The 22,319-nt window shown below is 63.9% G+C and carries 18 protein-coding genes; 14 read left to right on the forward strand and 4 right to left on the reverse strand.

Going from position 1 to position 22,319, the window contains the following annotated elements; all coding sequences use genetic code 11:
- Positions 1-74 precede the first annotated feature (74 nt).
- Both BSY238_RS15680 and BSY238_RS15685 read left to right on the forward strand, forming a co-directional pair.
- Positions 75-1,457, forward strand: a complete 1,383-nt coding sequence (locus BSY238_RS15680) for a serine/threonine-protein kinase (RefSeq protein ID WP_069039967.1) — start codon at positions 75-77, stop codon at positions 1,455-1,457.
- 152 nt (positions 1,458-1,609) lie between these two features.
- The gene (locus tag BSY238_RS15685) at positions 1,610-2,143 is read left to right on the forward strand and encodes an AP2 domain-containing protein (RefSeq protein WP_190295032.1); all 534 of its coding nucleotides are present in this window, start codon (positions 1,610-1,612) and stop codon (positions 2,141-2,143) included.
- A 72-nt stretch (positions 2,144-2,215) separates the two neighbouring features.
- Here BSY238_RS15685 and hemH read toward each other — a convergent pair whose 3' ends face one another.
- Together hemH and hrcA are read right to left on the reverse strand one after the other, a co-directional pair.
- A complete protein-coding gene (gene hemH, locus BSY238_RS15690) occupies positions 2,216-3,313 on the reverse strand; it encodes a ferrochelatase (protein WP_069039969.1) in 1,098 nt (365 codons plus the stop codon).
- 58 nt (positions 3,314-3,371) lie between these two features.
- Positions 3,372-4,391 (reverse strand): heat-inducible transcriptional repressor HrcA, encoded by a 1,020-nt coding sequence (gene hrcA / locus BSY238_RS15695; RefSeq protein WP_069039970.1) that lies wholly within the window; start codon positions 4,389-4,391, stop codon positions 3,372-3,374.
- 144 nt (positions 4,392-4,535) lie between these two features.
- Here hrcA and BSY238_RS15700 point away from each other — a divergent pair, with 144 nt between their 5' ends.
- The gene (locus BSY238_RS15700; RefSeq protein ID WP_069039971.1) at positions 4,536-5,426 is read left to right on the forward strand and encodes an NAD kinase; all 891 of its coding nucleotides are present in this window, start codon (positions 4,536-4,538) and stop codon (positions 5,424-5,426) included.
- Between the two features lie 54 nt (positions 5,427-5,480).
- The gene (recN, locus tag BSY238_RS15705) at positions 5,481-7,148 is read left to right on the forward strand and encodes a DNA repair protein RecN (protein WP_069039972.1); all 1,668 of its coding nucleotides are present in this window, start codon (positions 5,481-5,483) and stop codon (positions 7,146-7,148) included.
- On the opposite strand, the gene fur is transcribed toward recN, so the two are convergent.
- A complete protein-coding gene (fur, locus tag BSY238_RS15710) occupies positions 7,149-7,613 on the reverse strand; it encodes a ferric iron uptake transcriptional regulator (RefSeq protein ID WP_069039973.1) in 465 nt (154 codons plus the stop codon).
- A 115-nt stretch (positions 7,614-7,728) separates the two neighbouring features.
- Between fur and BSY238_RS15715 the strand changes: the two genes are divergently transcribed.
- The 6 genes from BSY238_RS15715 to greA all read left to right on the forward strand — a co-directional run bounded on the left by BSY238_RS15715 (position 7,729) and on the right by greA (position 16,805).
- Positions 7,729-8,175 carry an outer membrane protein assembly factor BamE gene (locus BSY238_RS15715; protein ID WP_190295033.1) on the forward strand — a complete coding sequence of 149 codons (447 nt, stop codon included), beginning with the start codon at positions 7,729-7,731 and terminating at the stop codon, positions 8,173-8,175.
- A 55-nt stretch (positions 8,176-8,230) separates the two neighbouring features.
- Positions 8,231-9,028 (forward strand): 4-hydroxy-tetrahydrodipicolinate reductase, encoded by a 798-nt coding sequence (gene dapB / locus BSY238_RS15720; RefSeq protein ID WP_083224072.1) that lies wholly within the window; start codon positions 8,231-8,233, stop codon positions 9,026-9,028.
- A gap of 90 nt (positions 9,029-9,118) precedes the next feature.
- Complete coding sequence (locus BSY238_RS15725; RefSeq protein ID WP_069039976.1) at positions 9,119-11,704, forward strand: response regulator; 2,586 nt, start codon at positions 9,119-9,121, stop codon at positions 11,702-11,704.
- A gap of 182 nt (positions 11,705-11,886) precedes the next feature.
- A complete protein-coding gene (gene carA / locus BSY238_RS15730; RefSeq protein WP_069039977.1) occupies positions 11,887-13,029 on the forward strand; it encodes a glutamine-hydrolyzing carbamoyl-phosphate synthase small subunit in 1,143 nt (380 codons plus the stop codon).
- An 85-nt stretch (positions 13,030-13,114) separates the two neighbouring features.
- Complete coding sequence (carB, locus tag BSY238_RS15735) at positions 13,115-16,330, forward strand: carbamoyl-phosphate synthase large subunit (RefSeq protein WP_069039978.1); 3,216 nt, start codon at positions 13,115-13,117, stop codon at positions 16,328-16,330.
- A gap of 1 nt (position 16,331) precedes the next feature.
- Positions 16,332-16,805: a transcription elongation factor GreA gene (greA, locus tag BSY238_RS15740; protein WP_069039979.1), complete on the forward strand. Its 474-nt coding sequence runs from the start codon at positions 16,332-16,334 to the stop codon at positions 16,803-16,805.
- Positions 16,806-16,829: 24 nt separating this feature from the next.
- Here the strand turns inward: greA and BSY238_RS15745 are convergent, their stop codons facing one another.
- Entirely contained in the window at positions 16,830-17,285 is a 456-nt protein-coding gene (locus BSY238_RS15745; RefSeq protein WP_069039980.1) for a YhbY family RNA-binding protein, read from the reverse strand.
- 34 nt (positions 17,286-17,319) lie between these two features.
- Here BSY238_RS15745 and BSY238_RS15750 point away from each other — a divergent pair, with 34 nt between their 5' ends.
- From BSY238_RS15750 to glmM, 4 genes are all read left to right on the forward strand, one after another.
- Entirely contained in the window at positions 17,320-17,952 is a 633-nt protein-coding gene (locus BSY238_RS15750) for an RlmE family RNA methyltransferase (RefSeq protein WP_069039981.1), read from the forward strand.
- Positions 17,953-18,055: 103 nt separating this feature from the next.
- Entirely contained in the window at positions 18,056-19,942 is a 1,887-nt protein-coding gene (gene ftsH / locus BSY238_RS15755) for an ATP-dependent zinc metalloprotease FtsH (protein ID WP_069039982.1), read from the forward strand.
- Between the two features lie 61 nt (positions 19,943-20,003).
- Entirely contained in the window at positions 20,004-20,861 is an 858-nt protein-coding gene (gene folP, locus BSY238_RS15760) for a dihydropteroate synthase (RefSeq protein WP_069039983.1), read from the forward strand.
- 13 nt (positions 20,862-20,874) lie between these two features.
- Positions 20,875-22,230: a phosphoglucosamine mutase gene (gene glmM / locus BSY238_RS15765; protein ID WP_069039984.1), complete on the forward strand. Its 1,356-nt coding sequence runs from the start codon at positions 20,875-20,877 to the stop codon at positions 22,228-22,230.
- Positions 22,231-22,319 lie beyond the last annotated feature (89 nt).

Here is a 22,319-nt window from a genome sequence, read left to right on the forward strand (position 1 = left end):
GAAGTGCTTTTGTTCGTTTACGGCCGATGCCCTATCATTGCTGCTGTTCATGACGCCTCCATCGCACTGCAAGCATGCTTGATCGCATCGGCAAATACAGGGTTATCCGGGAAATTGGCAAAGGCGCAACGGCCACCGTATACCTATGCAAGGCCGATGACATCGAAGAGCTGGTCGCCGTGAAGCTGGTCGATTTCGGCGACAAGAACCGCGATCAGGGCAAATGGTCGCGCCGCATGCGCAAGCTGTTCCTGACCGAGGCGGCGATCGCCGCCAAGCTGAACCACCCGAACATCATCCGCATTTTCGACGCCCAGGTGGAAGAGGGGCGTGCCTATCTGGTGATGGAGTACATCGAGGGCGAAGCACTCGATCACTACTGCGAATTCAACAAGATGCTGCCGCTGCCGCGCGCCGTCAGCATCGTGTTCAAGTGCTGCATGGCGCTCGACTACGCATTCAAGCAGGGCGTCGTGCACCGCGACATCAAGCCGGCCAACATCCTGATCGGCGCCAACGACCTCGTGAAGGTGACCGATTTCGGGTTGGCGCTGAATGTCGCAAAGGAAAACGACAAGGATTCGACCTTCATCATGGGCGTGGGCTCGCCGGCCTACATGAGCCCGGAACAGGTGAAGGGTTATCCGCTGAACCAGAAGACCGATCTGTATTCGCTCGGCGTGGTGCTGTTCCACCTGCTGACCGGGCGGCTGCCCTTCCGCGCCAAGCATCCGGCCCAGCTCATCTACAAGATCATCAACGCCGATCCGCCATCCGCGTCGCAGTTGAATCCGGAAGTGCCCGAAGGCATGGACCGGGTGATCCGCAAGGCGCTCGAAAAGGATCTGTACTCGCGCTACAAGAACGGCGCCGAGTTCGCGAAGGATCTGTCGTCGGTACGCTTCAAGCTGCTCGACGACAACTACCGGCCCCCAGACACCACCCGTTTCACCATATTGCGCAAGATGGCTTTCTTCACCGAATTCGACGATGTCGAGGTGTGGGAGGTGCTGCGTTTTTCCGGCTGGCGCCAGTTTGCCGAGAACGCCGTGATGATGCGCGAAGGCGACACCGACAACCGCTTCGGCCTCATCGTGTCGGGGCAGGTCCAGGTCAGCGTCGGTGGCCGCCTGCTCGCCGAACTGGGTACCGGCGACGTGGTCGGCGAGATGGGCTATCTCGATCCGAAGCATGTCAGCCGGTCGGCCACGGTGATCGCCACCACCCAGATCACCTTCCTCGAAATCAATCCGTCGGCGCTGACGCTCGCGTCCGAGGAATGTCTCGAACATTTCCGCGGCCAGCTGATCAGTACCGTCGTGCAGCGTCTGATCCGCGCCAATACCGCCCTCGCCGCCCAGGGCGAGGAAGTCATGCTGCCGACAGAGTCCGGTTTCTGCGTCGCTGGTGTGGGGCTTGATCTCGAACTGGCACCGGATCCGCCGCTCCGTCGCTGAACGACGCCGCTTCGCGGTCCGGACCCACGTCACGACCTGTCTGTTTCATCGTGAAACGCAGCCGCTCAGGCCGCTAAAGTTTCGATCCTGCAGGCCGAAACTCTCCTCACAGGCACCCGGCCAACCCGGTGCTGATCGGAAGGAGACCGACCTTGAGCCGCAATTCAGTTTATGGCATCAGCCGCGTGGATAACGAAGCCAGCCGGACGCATGGCTGGCTCGTGACCATCCAGCGACGTGGCGTGATACACCGCAAGCACTTCAGCGATGGCGTGTTCGGCGGCAAGCAGAAGGCGTTCACCGCTGCCAAGCAGTTCCGGGACGACATCATTGCAAAGTTTCCGCCGTTTTCGCTGCGGGAATATTCGAGCATCGTCAAGAAGAACAATCGCTCCGGCGTCGTCGGGGTGTGCCGTTACTGTGCGTCGGAAACGCGCGACATGCCGGAAGAAAAACAGCGCTGGTTCTGGGTGGCTTCATGGCCACTGCCGTCGGGCCGGCGCAAGCGGGTGAAATTCTCGGTCAACAAGTACGGCGAAGAAGGTGCGTTCAAGATGGCACTGAAGGCGCGCAAGGACGCGCTCAAGAAGCTCGACGGCCAGTTCGATCCCGGCGCATCGCGCCGCGGTCGCCCGCGCCGTGCCAAGAACGACGAAACGCCGGTGGCCGAAGCGCGCGCTGCGTGACCTTCGGTCAGCGAAAGAAAAAGGCGACCCGGGGGTCGCCTTTTTCTTTGTCTCCAGCCGGGCAGTGCGCCGCTATTTCGGCGCACCGAAAGACTTCGCGCGTTCGGCCTGCAGCGCCAGCTGATCGGCGACCGGGCTCGCTTCGTCCCACCAGTGACCCAGTTCGCGTCGCACGATGCGGCCCAGTGCATCAATCCAGTCGGCACGCTCGTTCAGGCAGGCAATGTACTGGAAGGTCTTGCCGCCCTTGCCGATGAAGGCTTCGCGGTTTTCCACCGCGATCTCCTCCAGTGTTTCCAGGCAGTCGGCGACGAAACCCGGGCAGATCACGTCCACGCTCTGCAGGCCTTCCGCGGCGAGCTTCTCAAGCGTCGGCTGCGTGTACGGTTCGAGCCAGCGTGCCTTGCCGAAGCGCGACTGGAAGGTGACCAGATACTGATCCTTCGCCAGCCCGAGCGCCTCGGCCAGCAGGCGGCCGGTCTTGTGGCACTCGCAGTGGTAGGGGTCGCCCTGTTCCAGATGGAAGTGCGGCACACCGTGGAAGGACATGACCAGCTTGTCCGCCCGGCCGTTCTTCGCCCAGTGTTCGCGCACGCTGGCCGCGAGCGCGCCAACGTAACCTGCGTCTGCCGCGAAGGCACGCAGATAGCGCAGCTCCGGCAGATTGCGCCAGCGCAGCAGCGTATGCGCCAGTTCGTCGATCATCGAGCCGGTCGTGCTCGATGCCGCCTGCGGATACATCGGCAGCATCAGGATGCGCGTGCAGCCATCCATCTTCATCTGCTGCAGCACGTCGCCGATGGCCGGATTGCCGTAGCGCATGGCAAATCGCACATCGATGTCGGGCTGACCTTCGGCAATCATCCAGCCGCGCAGCAACTTGGCCTGGCGTTCGGTATGCACGCGCAGCGGCGAGCCTTCATCGGTCCACACCGAGGCGTACTTTTCGGCTGACTGTTTCGGCCGCACATTCAGGATGATGACATTCAGGATGAACCACCACACGGCCTTCGGGATCTCGACCACGCGGTCGTCCGACAGGAACTGCTTCAGGTAGCGCCGCAGCGACGGGGCATCCGGCTTGTCGGGCGTGCCGAGGTTTACCAGCAACACGCCGGTGCGCGCGGGCTGGCCATGGGTGTAGGTCGGTTCGGCGTTGAATCGTGACATGGGCTCGTTGGGGTTGCGGTGCGCGCATCCATGGCGCGCCCGGTTCGGGTGGTTCGGGTCAGGTCTGGCTGAGCGCGCTCGACAGCAGCTTGGCGGTGACGTCGACAATCGGAATGACGCGCTCGTACGCCATGCGGGTCGGTCCGATCACGCCGACGCTGCCGACCACCTGACCCTGTATTTCGTAGGGCGCGGTGACCACGCTGCATTCGTCGAGCGGTGCCAGGCCGGATTCACCGCCGATGAAAAGTTGCACGCCTTCTGCCTGCTGAGACAGATCGAGCAGACTGGCCAGCTGGGTGCGCTGGTCGAACAGCGAAAAAAGCTCGCGCAGACGGGACATGTTCGATGCCAGATCATCCACCGCCAGCAGATTGCGTTCGCCGGAAATGACGTACTGGCCCTTGTCGCCGGAAAAGGCCTCGTTGCCCGCCTGCAGCGCAGCCGCCATCAGCGACGTCAGATCGCCATGCAGCTTTTTCAGTTCCGCCTGCAGCCGGCCGCGGATTTCCTCGAAATCGAAACCGACATAATTCTGGTTCAGGAAATTGGCCGCGCTGACCAGTTCGGCCGGCGAGAAATTGCGCTCGGTCAGCAGGATGCGGTTCTGCACCTCGCCCTGATCCGTCACGATGATCAGCAGGATGCGCTTGTCGGACAGGCTGAGGAATTCGATCTGGCGGATGCGCACCATCTGGCGGCGCGGTGCCACCACAATGCCGGCGAAATGGGTCAGTTGCGACAGCAGTTGCGAGGCCTGACCGACCAGCACGCGCGGATCGGCCGGGCGCAGTTCGCCCTTCAATTCGCTGATCTGGCCGGGCTCCAGGGGCTGCACCGACAGCAGGCTGTCGACGAAGAACCGGTAGCCGCGCGGCGTCGGAACGCGTCCGGCCGAGGTGTGCGGGCTGGTGATGAAGCCCAGTTCTTCCAGATCCGACATCACGTTGCGTATCGTGGCCGGCGACAGGTCCAGTCCCGAATACTTTGAAAGCGTGCGGGAGCCGACTGGCTGGCCGTCGGCGATGTAGCGTTCGACCAGGGTTTTGAGCAGCAGTCTGGAGCGGTCTTCGAGCATGACTTCGCGGTTTGGGTACGCTTCCGGCTTCAGATTCTAGAACGGTGCCGCGGGTGCGACGGTGTCAGGCCCGGATATTGACACAGGCCGGCCCGCTCTCGTCGGCTTCGCGGTCGATCGCGGCCTTTGTGGTTTAATTCGGCGATGGATAAAACCCCACCGTCGTTCGGCTGCGTCGCCCTGATTGGCAAGTACCAGAGCGCGGAAGTGGGCGAATCGATGCGCACGCTCGCGCACTGGCTGCGCGATTCCGGCCGCGAAGTGCTGATCGAGCAGGATTCGGCAGATGCCTTGTCCGGCAACGATTTCGAGCCGGCTGCATTCGACGGCATCGGCCGCCGCGCCGGGCTGGCGGTGGTGATCGGCGGCGATGGTTCGCTGATCAGCGCGGCCCGCAAGCTGGCGCCGCACGATGTGCCGCTGGTCGGCGTCAATCAGGGCAGACTGGGTTTTCTGACCGATGTCGCCCGATCCAACATGCTGTCGGCGATGGAAGCCCTGATGGCAGGGCAATTCACCCGCGAGCGCCGTGCGCTGCTGCAGGCCGGCGTGCTGCGTGACGGGGAGTCGGTTTTTTCGGCGCTGGCGCTCAATGATGTCGTGCTGTCCAAGGGCGACCTGGGCCGCATGATCGAGTTCGAAGTCCGGGTGGACGACGAATTCGTATACAGCCAGCGCTCCGACGGGCTGATCATTTCCACGCCGACCGGTTCGACTGCGTATTCGCTGTCGGCCAACGGCCCGATCGTGCATCCGTCGCTCGGAAGCATGCTCATCGTTCCGCTGTGCCCGCACGCCTTGTCGTCGCGACCGATTGCGCTCAGTGACAGTTCGGTACTCGATGTCCGGCTGTTTCTGCGGCATGACGCGCGCGCCCATTTCGACGGCCAGGAACATTTCAATCTGCAGGGTGGCGACTGTCTGCGCATCGAGCGATCACCCCATTGCGTGACCCTGATGCATCCTCCCGGCTACAGCTACTTTGCCATGCTGCGCGAAAAGCTCCGCTGGAGCGAAGCGCCGAAAGAGGCCTGAGCTTCTCCCGTTCCGCCCGACTTACATCACCGATCCGAATCCTCACTGCGCTGCATGCTCGAACGCCTTTTCATCCGCGATTTCATCCTGGTCGACCAGCTCGAACTCGATTTTTCGGCCGGCTTCGGTGCGCTGACCGGTGAAACCGGGGCCGGCAAGTCCATCCTCGTCGATGCGCTCGGCTTGCTGCTCGGCGCGCGCGCCGACGCATCGGTCGTGCGGCTCGGACGGGAGCGCGCGGAGCTGTCGGCCGAATTCATGCTGGCACCGGACAGTCCGGCGCGCGACTGGCTGGCTGCGCAGGATTTCGAATGCGACGGCGACCGGGTCATCGTGCGACGGGTGATCGACAGCGGCAGCCGTTCGCGCGCCTGGATAGGCGGCGCGCCGGCCGGCATCGCCCAGCTGCGCGAACTGGGCGGACTGCTGGTCGACATCCACGGCCAGCATGCGCACCAGGCCCTTATGCGCGAATCGGCGCAGCGCGAGTTGTTCGACCAGCATGCCGGACTGCAGGCCGAAGTCGCTGAAGTCACGAGGCTTTATCGGGAATGGCAGGCGCGCGAGCAAGCGCTGGTGCGCGCCGTGCAGGACAGTGATGCGGCGCTGCGCGAGCGCGAACGCATGCAGTGGCTGGTCGATGAGCTCACTGCACTGGCTTTCGAACCCGCCGCCTGGGCGGCGCTGCAGCAGGAACACAGTCGGCTGGCACATGTCACGCAACTGCTCGAAGGCAGTGCCGAGGCGCTCGCGTTGCTGGAGGAAGGCGAGGTGGCGCTGGATGCGCAACTCGCTCACATCGCTGCCGTGCTGGGCCGATTGCAGGGTTTCGATGCCGCGCTGGGCGAATGCTGCAGCCTGATTGATTCGGCCTCGGCCCAGGTTGGCGAAGCCGCACGCGCGCTGCGCGCCTATGCACATCGGCTCGATGCGGACCCGGCTGCGCTGGCACGTGCAGACGATCGCATCGCGGCCGTGCTCGGCGCGGCACGCAAGTACCGCTGCGCACCGGACGATCTGCCGTCGCTTCTGGCCGACAGCCAGCTGCAGCTCGACCGGCTGGCTGCCGACGCAGATCCAGCCCGGCTCGAGCAGGCGCGCGATGCAGCGCGCTCCGCCTGTCTGCAGGCGGCGACACGGCTGTCAGCCGCGCGCAAGCCGGTGGCCGCGCGCCTGTCGGCCGAGGTGACTGCAGCCATGGCCGAACTGGCGATGCAGGGTGGCCGCTTCGAAGTCGCACTTCAACCGCTGGCTGAACCGTCCGCCACCGGACTGGAAGAGATCGAGTTCCGTGTTTCTGCCAATCCGGGGCAGCCGCTGGCACCGCTGGCGAAAGTCGCGTCGGGCGGTGAATTGTCGCGCATCGGACTGGCGATACAGGTGATCGCCAGCGCGCGCAGCGGAACGCCGACGCTGGTGTTCGACGAGGTCGATGTCGGCATCGGTGGCCGGGTGGCCGAGGTGGTGGGGCGTCAGCTGGCGCGGCTGGGCAAGGCGCGCCAGGTGCTGTGCGTCACCCATCTGCCCCAGGTCGCAGCCCGCGCCGACTGGCAATGGTCAATTGCCAAGCGCAGCCTGGCGGGTCAGACAGTCAGTGCGGTGAACGCGCTCGATGCCGCGGCGCGGATCGAGGAAATCGCACGCATGCTGGGCGGCGAGATCATCACCGAAACGACGCGGGCGCACGCGAAGGAAATGCTGGGCGAGCGCCCGGCGAACTGATCAACCCGGTTCGGATCGGCCGGGTTCGCGCTGCGGCTTCTTCTTGTTCGGGCAGGCTTCGGTCGTGCAATTGGCGAAAATCGTCAGTGCGTGGTCGTGCACCGCGAAGCCGTGGTCCTTGGCGACCTTGATCTGGCGGCGCTCGATTTCGGCATCGTAGAACTCTTCCACCTTGCCGCACTGGATGCAGACGAGGTGATCGTGATGGTGACCTTCGTTCAGCTCGAACATCGCCTTGCCGGATTCGAAGAAGTGGCGTTCCAGCAGACCGGCATGCTCGAACTGGGTCAGCACGCGATACACGGTGGCCAGACCGATGTCCATGTCTTCCTGCAGCAGCGCCTTGTAGACGTCTTCCGCGCTCATGTGGCGCACATCCGCGCGCTGGAACAGCTCGAGGATCTTGAGTCGCGGCAGGGTGGCTTTCAGGCCGATGTTCTTCAGGTTGTGCGAGTTTGCGCTCATGGGCAAGGCTGACGGCAATATCAAGGTCGCTATAATATAGACTTTCGTCTCCCGTCCGGCGTCGCGCCGCGAACGGGCTGATCTGCCCGAAGCCCTAACCGAGTCCCGTCCAGCGATGTCCTTCGCCCCCGTGGTAGTTGTCCGCTATGTTCTTGCCGCCCTTTTACCGGTGCTCGCGGGATGCACCAATGTGCCGTCGACGCTCGATGTGACCAATCGTCTTAACCCGTTCCGCATCGATATCCGACAGGGCAACCTGGTGACGCAGGAAATGGCTTTCCAGCTCAAGCCCGGCATGTCGCGCGACCAGGTGCGTTTCGTGCTCGGGTCGCCGATGCTGGCCGACGTATTCCATCCGGACCGCTGGGACTATCTTTACTACTTCAAGCCGGGCAACAAGCCGGAAGACACCCAGCAGCGCCGCCTGATCGTCTATTTCGAGGATGACAAGCTGGTCAGCCTCGGTGGCGACGTGGTGGGTGCGGAAGAAGCCGATCTGAATCAGCCCGAGGCGCCGCGTACCCGCACGATAGATCTGGGCGAGGTCGTTGCGCCGAAATGACCCGACGCGGAGTCATCGCGGCACATTTCACGTTTGAAAGGATTCCATGTCACCGATGCGCATAGCGATCGCCGGGGCATCCGGCCGCATGGGCCGCATGCTGATAGAAGCGACGTCGCGTGATGAAGGCGCCCGTCTGGTCGCGGCCCTTGACCGTCCGGACTCGGCCGCCATCGGCGAAGACGCGGCCGCCTTCCTCGGCAGCCCGGCCGGCGTGCCGATCAGCAGCGATGTCGATGCGGCCCTGGCCGGGGCCGATTTCCTGATCGACTTCACCCGTCCGGAAGCCACGCTGGCCCACCTCGATGCCTGCCGGCGTCACAACGTAAAGATGATCATCGGCACGACCGGCTTCAGCGACGTGCAGCGCGCGCGGCTGGTCGAGGCATCGCGCGACATCGCCATCGTGTTCGCGCCGAACATGGCGGTCGGTGTGAATGCGGTGTTCCGGCTGCTCGACGTGGCTGCGCGCATCCTGAACAGCGGCTACGACGTGGAAGTGATCGAGGCGCATCACCGCATGAAGGTCGATGCGCCGTCCGGTACCGCGCTTCGCATGGGCGAAGTGGTGGCCGATGCGCTTGGCCGTTCGCTGGCCGACTGCGCCATCTATGGCCGCGAAGGGCATACCGGCGAGCGGCAGGACACGACCATCGGGTTTTCCACGATACGCGGTGGCGACATCGTCGGTGATCACACCGTGCTGTTCGCCGGTCTTGGCGAGCGCATCGAAATCACCCACAAGTCAGCCAGTCGCATGCCCTATGCGCTGGGCAGCCTGCGCGCCGCGCGCTGGCTGGTCAGCCGGGATAGCGGTCTGTACGACATGCAGGACGTGCTGGGACTGCGCTGAGCAGTGGCTACCGAGCCGTTCGCCCCCCGGTTCTTCAGCCCGCCGTTGTACGGCCGTTAATTCAGCAGGTTCCACCTGCCCCGGATTTCCATGCACCCAGCGCTGTCCTCCCTGTTGCTGCAGCACCTCGGTCTGCCATCGATCGATGAAGCCGCAATCGCGCAATGGCTTGCCGGCACGCCGTCTGCCGCTGCGCTGGCAGAGTCGCTGCAGCGCATCGACCAATTGCTCGAAGCGGGTGACACGACCGATGCCTCGCGCCACCGCTGGCAGTGGGCGCCCGCGAGCTCGCGTTTCGAAGTTTCGGCGGAGTTCAAGGCAGCACTGGGTTACGGGCCGACCGATCTGCCGGACTCGCTTCCGGTATGGCGCGACATCGTGCATGCCGACGAAACCACCGCCTTCGACCAGTGGCTCGAAGACCGGCTGGTCAGCATGGCGGACGATGCCTCGCTGGACTGCCGGGTCCGCCATGCCGACGGCCGTACGGTCTGGGTCAGGCTGGAAGCCGGTGCAACCGAGCGCGACGAACGCGGCCGCGTCATCCGGGTATCGGGTTATCTCGGCCAGCTCGACGCTCGCCGGCAGGCCGAAATAGAACTGCTGCTGGCCAAGGAAAAGGCGGAAGCGGCCAGTCGGGCAAAGAGCGACTTCCTCGCCAACATGAGCCACGAAATCCGTACCCCGATGAACGGCATCATGGGCATGTCCGAACTGATGCTCGATACCTCGCTCGACAGCGAACAGGCCGAATACGTACGTGCCATCAAGACCTCGGCGGATGCCCTGCTGGTCATCATCAACGACATCCTCGACTTTTCGAAGATCGAGGCCGGCAAGCTCGCCATCGAACAGGTCGAGCATTCGGTCGGGGAAGTGGTCGGCGACGCTGCGCGCGGCCTTGCCATCGCGGCGCAGCACAAGGGGCTGGAGATGTACTGCCGCCTGTCGCCCGATCTGCCGGTGCGCATGCTCGGCGACCCCGGGCGCCTGCGGCAGATTCTGGTCAATCTGATCGGCAATGCCGTCAAATTCACTTCGCGCGGTGAAATCGAGATCGGCTGCGAGACGACAGGTACACCGGTCGGCTGCGGTAGCGAGGTCGAACTGCACATCTGGGTGCGCGATACCGGGATCGGCATCGACACCGCGAAGCAGTCCGTGGTGTTCGAAGCGTTTGCGCAGGCCGACACGTCAACCACGCGGCGTTTCGGTGGCACCGGGCTCGGACTCGCCATCTGCAACCGTCTGGTGTCCCTGATGGGGGGGCGTCTGTGGTTGGACAGCGTGCCCGGGCAGGGTTCGACCTTTCATTTCACGCTGCGCGGCACGGTGATCGAACAGGCCACGCTGCCGGCGCACTTTCGCCGCTTCGCGGGTCGCCATGTGCTGCTGATCGAAGACCACCTGCCATCACGCGGCGTCGTGGCGGCCATGCTGGGCGACATGGGCGCCTCGGCGCTGGCGGTCAACTCGGTTCAGGCGGCGCGCCAGGCACTCAAGCAGGCACATGAATCAGGGCGCCCCTTTGACATCCTGCTGGTTGACCGCACCTTGCCGGATGCCGACGCCTTCGATTTCATTTCCGCCTTCTGCGAGGGGCCGAACCGGCTCAACCGCGTCGTGATGATGTTCAGCGGTTCCAATCAGGCGGCCGACAACGCGCACGCCCGCTCGCTAGGTGTGCGCGGCCGCCTGCACAAGCCGTTTTCGGCCAACGAGCTTGCCGGCGCGCTGGCCGAGGCACTCGCGACCCAGCCGGACGACCTTGCAGCGGAAATGGACGACTTCGCTTTTGCCATTGGCGACCTCGATATCGAGCGCTCGCTGGCGCACGAAGGTATCGGCAGGGCGCGCAAGCGGCGTGTGCTGCTGGCCGAAGACAATCCGGTCAATCAGCTGGTTGCCGTGCGGACGCTGGAACGCGCGGGATATGTCGTAACGGTCGCGTCCAATGGTCAGGAAGCGCTGGATCTTCTGGAGCGCGACCACTTCGAGGTCGTGCTGATGGACGTGCAGATGCCGGTCATGGGCGGCATCGAGGCGACGCGCGCCATCCGTGCGCGCGAGCAGCGACGTTCCTGGGTGGTCGATACCGATAACGTCCAGCACATGCCCATCATCGCGATGACCGCCAATGCAATGAAGGGTGACCGCGAGCTGTGCCTGGAAGAGGGCATGGACGATTACATCAGCAAGCCGGTCAAGGCGGACGAACTTCTGGCGACGCTGGAGCGTGTGCTGTCGCGCAGCGAATCCGACGGCACGCCGGTCAATACCGATTTCAACGGTTTGGTCGTCGATGCGGAGCCGGCCGAACCGCCGGTGATCGATATTTCGCACACGCTGGAAACGCTTGAAGGTGACCGCGCGATGGCCTTGCGCGTGATCGATGTGTTCCTCGGCGAGCTGCCGGAACTGCGCAGCGGCCTCAATGTGTGCATCCAGCTGAAGGACAGTGCCGGCGTCGCCCGCATCTGTCATCGCCTCCGGGGTTCCCTGTCGGTATTCGGCGCAGCGCGGGCCGAAGCGGCTGTATCGAAGCTCGAGGACAGCGCCCGGTTGGGCGACATGCCGGCGCTGGTCGGCCAGCACGAGCGGGTGGATGTCCATCTCGCCCGGTTGTCCGAAGCGCTGCTCGACGCGCGCGATGCGGTGATGGCGCCCGCGGCCTAGGAGCCTGCCGCGCAGACTCCTGGCTGGCTCCTGCCAGCGGGGCGCCCGCGAAATTGCGCGGCGCACCACCGGCAAGGTATAATTCGACGATCAGCGGGAGCGCCCAGACCGGCGTCTCCCGCTTCGCATATGTGGCGCTTGCGTGCGCCGCCGTCCCCCGAACAGATTTCAGGAGTAAATACGTGTCCGCCCATGCGCCCGCGCTGCTCGCACTCGCCGATGGATCTGTCTTTCACGGCAAAAGCATCGGAGCGGAAACGATCACCACGGGCGAGGTGGTGTTCAACACCGCGATGACCGGCTATCAGGAAATCCTGACCGACCCGAGCTACACCCGCCAGATCGTCACGCTGACCTATCCGCACATCGGCAACACCGGCATCAACCACGAAGACGTCGAAGCCAGCCGCGTATTTGCCGCCGGTCTGGTCATTCGCGACCTGCCGTTGCGTTCATCGAACTTCCGCAGTCACCAGACGCTGGACGCCTATCTGCGGGAGCAGGGCATTGTCGGCATCGCCAATATCGATACCCGCAAACTGACCCGCGTGCTGCGCGAAAAGGGCGCGCAGAGCGGTTGCCTGATGGCCGGCAAGGTCGATGCGGCCGAGGCCGTTGCCCAGGCAAGGGCGTTCGCCGGCCTGTCCGGCATGGACCTGGCGAAAGTCGTCAGTGCCAGGGAAGCTTACGAATGGACCGAGGGCGAGTGGCAGCTCGGCCGCGGTTTCGTGACGCCGGCGGCCATGCCGCGCCATGTTGTGGCCTACGATTTCGGCGTCAAGCGGAACATTCTGCGCATGCTTGCCAGCCGCGGCTGTCGGCTCACCGTAGTGCCGGCGCAGACGCCGGCGGACGTGGTGCTGGCGATGAAACCTGATGGCGTTTTCCTGTCGAACGGCCCGGGAGACCCGGAACCTTGTGATTACGCGGTGTCCGCCATCCGTACCTTCCTCGATCGCAGGGTTCCGACCTTCGGCATCTGCCTCGGCCATCAGCTGATGGGCCTTGCTGCGGGTGCCAGAACGTTGAAGATGAAGTTCGGCCACCATGGTGCGAACCATCCGGTGAAGGACAACGATTCCGGCCGTGTGCTGATCACCAGCCAGAATCATGGTTTTGCGGTGGATCCGGCGACGCTGCCGGCCAATGTGCGCGTCACCCATGTATCGCTGTTCGACGGCAGCCTGCAAGGCATGGCCTGGACCGACCGTCCGGCCTTCTGCTTCCAGGGCCACCCGGAAGCCAGCCCGGGGCCACACGACGTGGCCTACCTGTTCGACCGATTCGTGAAGATGATGGAGGAGGGGTCAGGGGACAGAGGCTAGGGCCCGGGGATGCACGCGGGCGGCGCAGCCGCCCGGAAAGTCCACCCTGATCCCTTATCCCTGATCCACAGCCCCTCACAGACAAATGCCCAAACGTACTGACATTCAAACCATCCTGATCATCGGCGCCGGCCCCATCGTCATCGGCCAGGCCTGTGAGTTCGACTATTCCGGCGCCCAGGCCTGCAAGGCCCTGCGCGAAGAGGGTTACCGCGTCGTGCTGGTCAACAGCAATCCGGCAACCATCATGACCGACCCGGGCATGGCGGATGTGACCTACATCGAGCCGATCACCTGGCAGATGGTCGAGAAGATCATCGAAAAGGAACGCCCGGACGCGCTGCTGCCGACCATGGGCGGTCAGACCGCGCTGAATTGCGCGCTCGATCTGGCCCGTCACGGCGTGCTCGACAAGTACAAGGTCGAACTCATCGGTGCCAAGCAGGAAGCGATCGACAAGGCCGAGGACCGCGAGAAGTTCAAGCGTGCAATGACCAAGATCGGCCTGGGTTCTGCCCGCTCAGGCATTGCGCACTCGCTCGAAGAAGCCCTGCAGGTGCAGGCCAGCATCGGCTTTCCGGCCATCATCCGCCCGTCCTTCACGATGGGCGGCAGTGGCGGCGGCATCGCCTACAACCACGAAGAGTTCGTCGAAATCTGCAAGCGCGGGCTCGAAGCCTCGCCGACCAGCGAACTGCTGATCGAGGAATCGCTGCTCGGCTGGAAGGAATTCGAGATGGAGGTCGTGCGCGACAGCGCCGACAACTGCATCATCGTGTGTTCGATCGAAAACCTCGATCCGATGGGCGTGCACACCGGCGACTCGATCACCGTGGCGCCGGCGCAGACGCTGACCGACCGCGAGTACCAGATCATGCGAAACGCCTCGATCGCCGTGTTGCGCGAGATCGGCGTCGATACCGGTGGATCGAATGTCCAGTTTTCGATCAATCCGGAAGACGGTCGCATGATCGTCATCGAAATGAACCCGCGCGTATCGCGCTCGTCTGCGCTGGCGTCCAAGGCGACCGGTTTCCCGATCGCCAAGATCGCCGCCAAGCTGGCGGTGGGCTTCACGCTGGACGAGCTGCAGAACGACATCACCGGCGGTGCCACGCCGGCGTCGTTCGAGCCGTCGATCGACTATGTGGTCACGAAGATTCCACGTTTCGCGTTCGAGAAGTTTCCACAGGCCAATGACCGTCTGACGACGCAGATGAAGTCGGTCGGTGAAGTGATGGCGATGGGCCGCAGCTTCCAGGAATCGATGCAGAAGGCGCTGCGCGGTCTGGAAGTCGGCGTCTATGGTTTCGACGAGATCGAATCCGATCCTGACGAAATGGAGCGCGAACTGGCACTGCCCGGCCCGAACCGGATCTGGTACGTAGGCCAGGCCTTCCGCAACGGCATGAGCCTGGATGCGGTGCATCAGCTGACCAAGATCGACCCGTGGTTCCTGGCCCAGATCGAAGACATCATCCTGACCGAGCGCGCCTTCTTCGGCCGCAGTCTGAAGAGCGTCGACGCCGCGACGATGCGCGACCTCAAGCGCAAGGGATTTGCCGACCGCCGGCTGGCCCGGCTGTTCCAGTGCGACGAAACGGCGCTGCGCCTGCACCGGCAGACGCTGGGTGTGCGCCCTGTCTACAAGCGGGTGGATACCTGCGCGGCGGAATTCGCGACCGATACCGCCTACATGTATTCGACCTATGAAGACGAATGCGAATCCAACCCCACGTCGGCGCGCAAGATCATGGTGCTGGGCGGGGGGCCGAACCGCATCGGCCAGGGCATCGAATTCGACTATTGCTGCGTGCACGCGGCACTCGCACTGCGCGAGGACGGATTCGAAACCATCATGGTCAATTGCAATCCGGAAACCGTATCGACCGACTACGACACCTCGGATCGTCTGTATTTCGAGCCGCTGACGCTGGAAGACGTGCTGGAAATCGTCGCCATCGAAAAGCCGGTCGGCGTCATCGTGCAGTTCGGCGGCCAGACGCCGCTGAAGCTGGCGCGTGATCTGGAGGCCAACGGCGTGCCCATCATCGGCACCAGCCCGGACATGATCGATGCCGCGGAAGACCGCGAACGCTTCCAGAAGCTGCTGCATGAACTGGGGCTCAGGCAGCCGCCGAACCGCACGGCGCGGGCCGAAGATCAGGCGGTGCGCCTGGCGGCCGAGATCGGCTACCCGCTGGTGGTGCGTCCGAGCTATGTGCTGGGCGGCCGGGCGATGGAAATCGTGCATCAGCAGTCTGACCTCGAACGCTACATGCGCGAGGCGGTCAAGGTGAGCAATGACTCGCCGGTGCTTCTGGATCGCTTCCTGAACGATGCGACCGAAGTCGACGTCGATGCTTTTTCAGATGGCACCCAGGTCATCATCGGCGGCATCATGGAGCACATCGAACAGGCGGGCGTGCACTCGGGTGACTCCGCCTGCTCGCTGCCGCCGTTTTCGCTCACGCCGGAACTGTGCGACGAATTGCGCCGCCAGACCGAACTGATGGCGCGCGGCCTCAACGTGGTCGGCCTGATGAACGTTCAGTTCGCCATTCAGCGCGATGCGTCGGGTGACACGGTTTATGTGCTGGAAGTCAATCCGCGCGCCTCGCGTACCGTTCCATTCGTTTCAAAGGCCTGCGGCCTGCCGCTGGCCAAGATCGCCGCGCGCTGCATGGCCGGCCGTTCGCTGGCGGATCAGGGCGTGACGCGCGAAGTCGTGCCGCCGTACTTCTCGGTCAAGGAAGCGGTGTTCCCCTTCGTCAAGTTCCCGGGTGTGGACACCATTCTCGGTCCGGAGATGAAATCGACCGGTGAGGTGATGGGCGTGGGGCGCACCTTCGGCGAAGCCTTCGTCAAAAGTCAGCTGGCGGCCGGCGTCAAGCTGCCACGCGGCGGCAAGGCCTTCATTTCGGTGCGACCGGCCGACAAGCCCAAGGCGGTCGATGTGGCGCGCGAACTGCACGAACTCGGCTTCACGCTGGCTGCCACACGCGGCACCGCGGCAGCGATTGCGGCCGCCGGTCTGCCGGTGACCGCGGTCAACAAGGTGAATGAAGGCCGCCCGCACATCGTCGATATGATCAAGAATGATGAAATTACTTTCATCGTGAATACCGTGGATGAAAAACGCAGTGCAATCAATGACTCGCGTTCCATCCGCACCAGTGCGCTGGCCAGCCGGGTGACCCTGTTCACGACGGTTGAAGGGGCGCGTGCCGCGTGTGCCGGCATGCGCATTTCCGAACTAGAAACTTACGCGCTGCAGGATCTGCATGCGCAGATGGACTGACATGAGCGTACCTCTTACCGTGGCGGGTGCCGAAAAGCTGAAGCTGGAACTGCACCGCCTGAAAACCGTCGATCGCCCGGGCGTGATCGCCGCGATCGCCGAAGCGCGCTCGCATGGCGACCTGTCCGAAAACGCCGAGTACGACGCGGCGAAGGAGCGTCAGGGTTTTGTCGAGGGGCGCATTCAGGAAATCGAAGGCAAACTCGCCAACGCGCTGGTCATCGATCCGAAGACGCTGGATGCCGAAGGGCGCGTGGTCTTCGGCGCGACGGTCGATCTGGAAGATGTAGGGGCCGGCAAGCCGGTGAGCTACCAGATCGTCGGTGACGATGAGGCGGATCTGAAGTCCGGCATGATTTCGGTGAATTCGCCGATCGCCCGAGCGCTGATCGGCAAGTACGCAGGCGATATGGCCGAGGTGCAGGCACCGGGCGGCGTGCGCGAGTACGAAATCGTGGATGTGCGCTACGTCTGAAAAACCGCCTTCGCGGCCCGGTGCTTACCGGCCGCGCGCCTTGAAGGTGCTGGCGGGTTTGGCGTTGCGCGCCACACCGCGTCGGCCGGCGATCGGCTTGGCCGGCTTGCTGCGTGTCGGTACCGGCTTGCCGGCCGAAGGTTTGTCGCCCGCGTTTGCGCGTGTCTTGCGCACCGGTGCGGCAGGCGGTGCTGCCACGACATGCAGCGCCGGATTCGGACGGTACAGCACAAGAATGTTGCCGATGCGCTGGATCGGGGCGGCGCCGAGCGCCTCGCAGGCCGCTGTCAGCCAGGCGTCGCGCTGTTCGCGCCCGGCGTCGAACACCCTCACCTTGATCAGTTCGTGCGAATTCAGCGCGAGCTCGATCTCCTTCAGAACGGCGTCCGTCAGCCCGTTCTGGGCAATCATCACGACCGGTTTGAGCGGATGGGCGCTGGCGCGAAGGGCGCGGCGTTCGTCAGGCGAAAGGGTCAACATGTGCTTAATCCGTAAAGGCGCGCAAGTCTAAGTCATGGCAAAGAACAAAACCAGCCGCCAGTGGGTGCACGACCACATCAACGATCCTTACGTCAAGCAGGCGCAGGCGCAGGGCTATCGTTCGCGCGCCGCCTTCAAGCTGCTTCAGATCGATGAGCGCGACCGCCTGCTCGGCCCCGGCAAGGTGGTGGTCGATCTGGGCAGCACGCCCGGCGGCTGGTCGCAGGTGGCGGCGAAGAAGACCTTGCCGGGTGGTCGCGTGATCGCGCTCGACCTGTTGCCGATGGAGCCCGTGACCGGTGTTCATTTCATCCAGGGTGACTTTCGCGAAGACGATACGCTCGGCCAGCTGGTGACTGCACTGGACGGTCGGCCAGTCGGGCTTGTATTGTCGGACATGGCCCCCAATCTGACCGGAATAGCGCTGACCGATCAGGCCCGTTCGATCCACCTGCTGGAACTGGCGCTGGAGTTTTCGCGCGAGTACCTGAAGAGCGGCGGTGACATGCTCGTCAAGGTGTTCCAGGGCACCGGCTTCGACGCGCTGCGGCGCGACATGGAACAGCTTTTCGATACCGTGTCCGTGCGAAAACCTGACAGTTCGCGCGACCGCAGTGCAGAGGTGTATCTTCTGTGTCGCGGCAGGCGCGGCGAGCCGTCTGCCTGAAAAGTCGTGCCCCGGACCCGGAACATAAAGCGCGTTGTCTGGTCTGTCTGTTGCTGCATTGATCCGGCCGGTTCCCCGGCCATCGTGATACTGAGGAACTGCCTTGAACAACATGTTCAAAAATCTAGCAATCTGGCTCGTGATCGGCATCGTGCTGATGACGGTTTTCAACCAGTTCAACCAGCGCCAGACTGCACAGGGCACGGTCGAATACTCCGAATTCCTTGACGAGGTCAAGGCAGGGCGCATTGCAAAGGTTGAAATCCAGGGCCGGACGCTGAATGCGGCGACCGTGGATGGCAAGCGCATCACCTCCTACGCACCGCCGCAGGACATCTGGCTGGTCAGCGATCTGCTGAAGAGCAATGTCAAGGTGGTCGCGAAGCCGGAGGAAGAACAGAGCTTCCTGATGAGCATTTTCGTGTCGTGGTTCCCGATGCTGCTGCTGATCGGCGTCTGGATCTTCTTCATGCGTCAGATGCAGGGTGGCGGCCGTGGTGGCGCGTTCTCGTTCGGCAAGTCGAAGGCCAGGCTGCTCGATGAATCGACCAATACCATCACTTTCGTCGATGTCGCGGGCTGCGACGAGGCGAAGGAGGAAGTGGTCGAACTGGTCGAATTCCTGCGCGATCCGTCGAAATTCCAGAAACTGGGCGGCCGCATTCCGAAGGGCGTCCTGCTCGTGGGGTCACCGGGTACCGGCAAGACATTGCTTGCGAAGGCGATCGCCGGAGAAGCGAAGGTGCCCTTCTTCTCGATTTCCGGTTCGGATTTCGTTGAAATGTTCGTTGGCGTGGGCGCGGCACGCGTACGCGACATGTTCGAACAGGCCAAGAAGCAGGCGCCCTGCATCATCTTCATCGATGAAATCGATGCGGTCGGTCGTCAGCGCGGTGCCGGCATGGGCGGCGGCAACGACGAGCGCGAACAGACGCTGAACCAGTTGCTGGTCGAAATGGACGGCTTCGAAGGTCAGACCGGCATCATCGTGATCGCTGCGACCAACCGGCCGGACGTGCTCGATCCCGCGCTGCTGCGCCCGGGCCGCTTCGACCGTCAGGTGGTGGTGCCGCTGCCGGATATCCGCGGTCGCGAACAGATTCTTGCGGTGCACATGCGCAAGGTACCGCTCGCACCGGACGTCAAGGCGGAAATCATCGCCCGCGGTACGCCGGGTTTCTCCGGCGCCGACCTGGCCAACCTTGTCAATGAGGCGGCGCTGTTCGCTGCGCGCGGCAACAAGCGCGTGGTCGACATGGAAGATTTCGAGCGCGCCAAGGACAAGATCATCATGGGTGCCGAGCGCCGCACCATGGTCATGGACGAGGAAGAAAAGCGGAACACCGCCTATCACGAGTCCGGCCACGCCGTCGTCGGCATGCTGCTGCCCAAGTGCGATCCGGTCCACAAGGTGACGATCATCCCGCGTGGTCGTGCGCTGGGCGTGACGATGTCGCTGCCCGAAAAGGACCGCTACAGCTACGACAAGGAATACTGCCTGCAGCTCATTTCGATGATGCTGGCGGGGCGCATCGCGGAAGAGATATTCATGCACCAGATGACCAACGGGGCGGCGAACGACTTCCAGCGCGCGACCGATCTGGCCCGCAGGATGGTGACGCAATGGGGCATGTCGGATCTGATGGGCGCCATGGTGTACGGCGAGGAAGAGGGCGAGGTGTTCCTAGGCCGTTCGATGGCCACCCACCGCAATATGTCGGAAACGACCATGCAGCGCGTCGATGCCGAAATCCGCCGCATCATCGATGATCGTTACGCCGAAGCGCGACGCCTGCTCGAGGAGAACCGCGACAAGGTCGAGGCGATGACCCAGGCGCTGCTGGACTTCGAAACCATCGACGCCGACCAGATCGATGACGTGATGAACAGCCGGCCGGTCCGCCCGCCGAAGCCCACGTCGCGTCCGCCGAAGCCGTCGGCCGACAGCAATACGCCGGGCGCTGCCCCGAGTGCCGCCGCGCCGGCCTGACCGGCGCTGCGCTGCAACCCCGACCGGAGGCTGATGCCTCCGGTTTTCTTTTGTGAGCGCCATGAACGCACCTTCTGCCGCCCGAAGCTTTCACTGCGGTGACTACCGCCTTCCGCTCGACCGCCCGCTGATCATGGGCATCGTCAATGCCACGCCGGATTCATTCTCGGGCGACGGCGTGGCCTTCGACCTTGAACGCGCCGTGGCGCAGGCTCGACAGTTCATCGCCGATGGCGCCGATGTGCTGGATATCGGTGGCGAATCCACCCGTCCGGGCTCCGATCCGGTATCTGCGCAAGAAGAGCTGAGTCGGGTCGTACCGGTCATCGAAGCGCTGTCCGGCCTGGGCGTGCCGCTGTCGATCGACACCTGGAAACCGGAGGTGATGCGGGCGGCTCTGGCCGCGGGCGCGTCGCTGGTCAATGACATCAACGGCCTGCGCGCATCCGGCGCGCTGGACGTTGTCGCGGCGACCGATGCCGGTGTTTGCATCATGCACATGCAGGGCACGCCGCAAACCATGCAGCTTTCGCCGAGTTATGCCGATGTATGCCGTGAGGTGACTGATTTCCTTCTGCAAAGCGCCCGGCGGGCGCAGGATGCGGGCGTTGACCGGTCGCGCATCATGCTCGATCCGGGTTTCGGTTTCGGCAAGACCTCGGCGCACAACCTCGAATTGATCCGGGGGCTGACCGATCTGGCCGGATGCGGTTACCCGTTGCTGGTCGGCCTGTCCCGCAAATCCGTGCTGGGGCGGCTGACCGGGCGTCCGGTCACGGATCGCGTGGCTGCCAGTGTGGCGGCGGCGCTTGCGTCCGTTGCGCGGGGTGCATGGATGGTACGGGTACACGATGTGGCGGCGACGCGCGATGCGCTGGCTGTCTGGCAGGTCGCAGGGGTTTTCCCGGACCGCCCTTGAGGAGACGAACAAGATGTCGAGACGTTATTTCGGTACTGATGGCGTGCGTGGCCGTGTCGGTCAGGCGCCGATCACCCCCGATTTCGTGATGCGGCTTGGCTATGCAGCCGGACGCGTGCTGGTGGCCACCGAACACCTGCCAGCCGGTGAGCACCCGGCGGTGCTGATCGGCAAGGACACGCGGGTGTCGGGCTACATGCTCGAAGCCGCCCTGGAAGCAGGCTTTGCTGCAGCCGGGGTCGACACCATGCTGGCCAAGGTGGTGCCGACACCGGCCGTCGCCTATCTGACACGTGCGCTGCGCCTGCAGGCAGGCGTCGTGATCAGCGCCTCGCACAACCCGTTCGAAGATAACGGAATCAAGTTCTTCTCCGCGCGCGGCACCAAGTTGCCCGACGAGGTCGAACTGCAGATCGAGGCACTGCTCGACGAACCGATGGGCTGCATGGAGTCGTCGCGACTGGGCAAGGCGCGCCGCATCGAGGATGCGCCGGGCCGTTACATCGAATTCTGCAAGAGCACCTTCCCGACCGAACTCGATCTGCGCGGGCTGAAGATCGCGCTCGACTGCGCGCACGGTGCAGCGTATTCGATCGCGCCCAAGGTGTTCCACGAACTGGGTGCCGAGGTCGTGTGCGTCGGCTGCAGCCCGAACGGCATGAACATCAATGACGGCGTGGGTGCCACGGCGCCGGCATCGCTGTCGGAGGCGGTCCGCACTTTCGGTGCGGATATCGGCATCGCGCTGGACGGCGACGCCGACCGCCTGATGATGTGCGACGCTTCCGGTCGCATCTACGATGGTGACGAACTGCTGTACGTGATCGCCGGCCAGCGGCTGCGCGAAGGCCGGCTGAACGGTGTGGTCGGCACGCTGATGACCAATCTGGCGCTGGAGCACGCACTGCACGAAATGGGTGTCGGTCTGGCCCGCGCCAAGGTCGGCGACCGCTACGTGCTGGAAGCGCTGCACAAGCAGGGCTGGCGCCTGGGTGGCGAGAATTCGGGTCACATCATCGACCTCGATCGCCATACGACGGGTGACGGCATCGTCGCGGCACTGCAGGTGCTGGCGGCGCTGCGCTCGCAGGACGTGAGTCTCGATCAGGCCTGCTCCGGACTGAAGCTCTATCCGCAGAAGCTCGTCAATGTGAAGCTGCGCCCGGGATTCGACTGGTCCAAGGCGCCGATCATCGATCAGACGCGCATCGAAGTCGAAGGTGAACTGGCCCAGCGTGGTCGCGTGCTGCTGCGTCCGTCGGGCACCGAGCCATTGTTGCGCGTCATGGTCGAAGGGCAGGATGCGGCGGAAGTCGGTCGGCTCGCGATGCGCCTGGCCGAAGTCGTCAGATCCGCGATGGCTGCCTGACGACGCAGAGCGGTCTTCATCCGGAAATGCCGCCTCCGCTCCTGCGGGGCGGCATTTTGTTTTTGCTGCACCGCTTTTGTGCATGATGC

Origin of the sequence: Methyloversatilis sp. RAC08, assembly GCF_001713355.1 — a bacterium.
Classification (GTDB): domain Bacteria; phylum Pseudomonadota; class Gammaproteobacteria; order Burkholderiales; family Rhodocyclaceae; genus Methyloversatilis.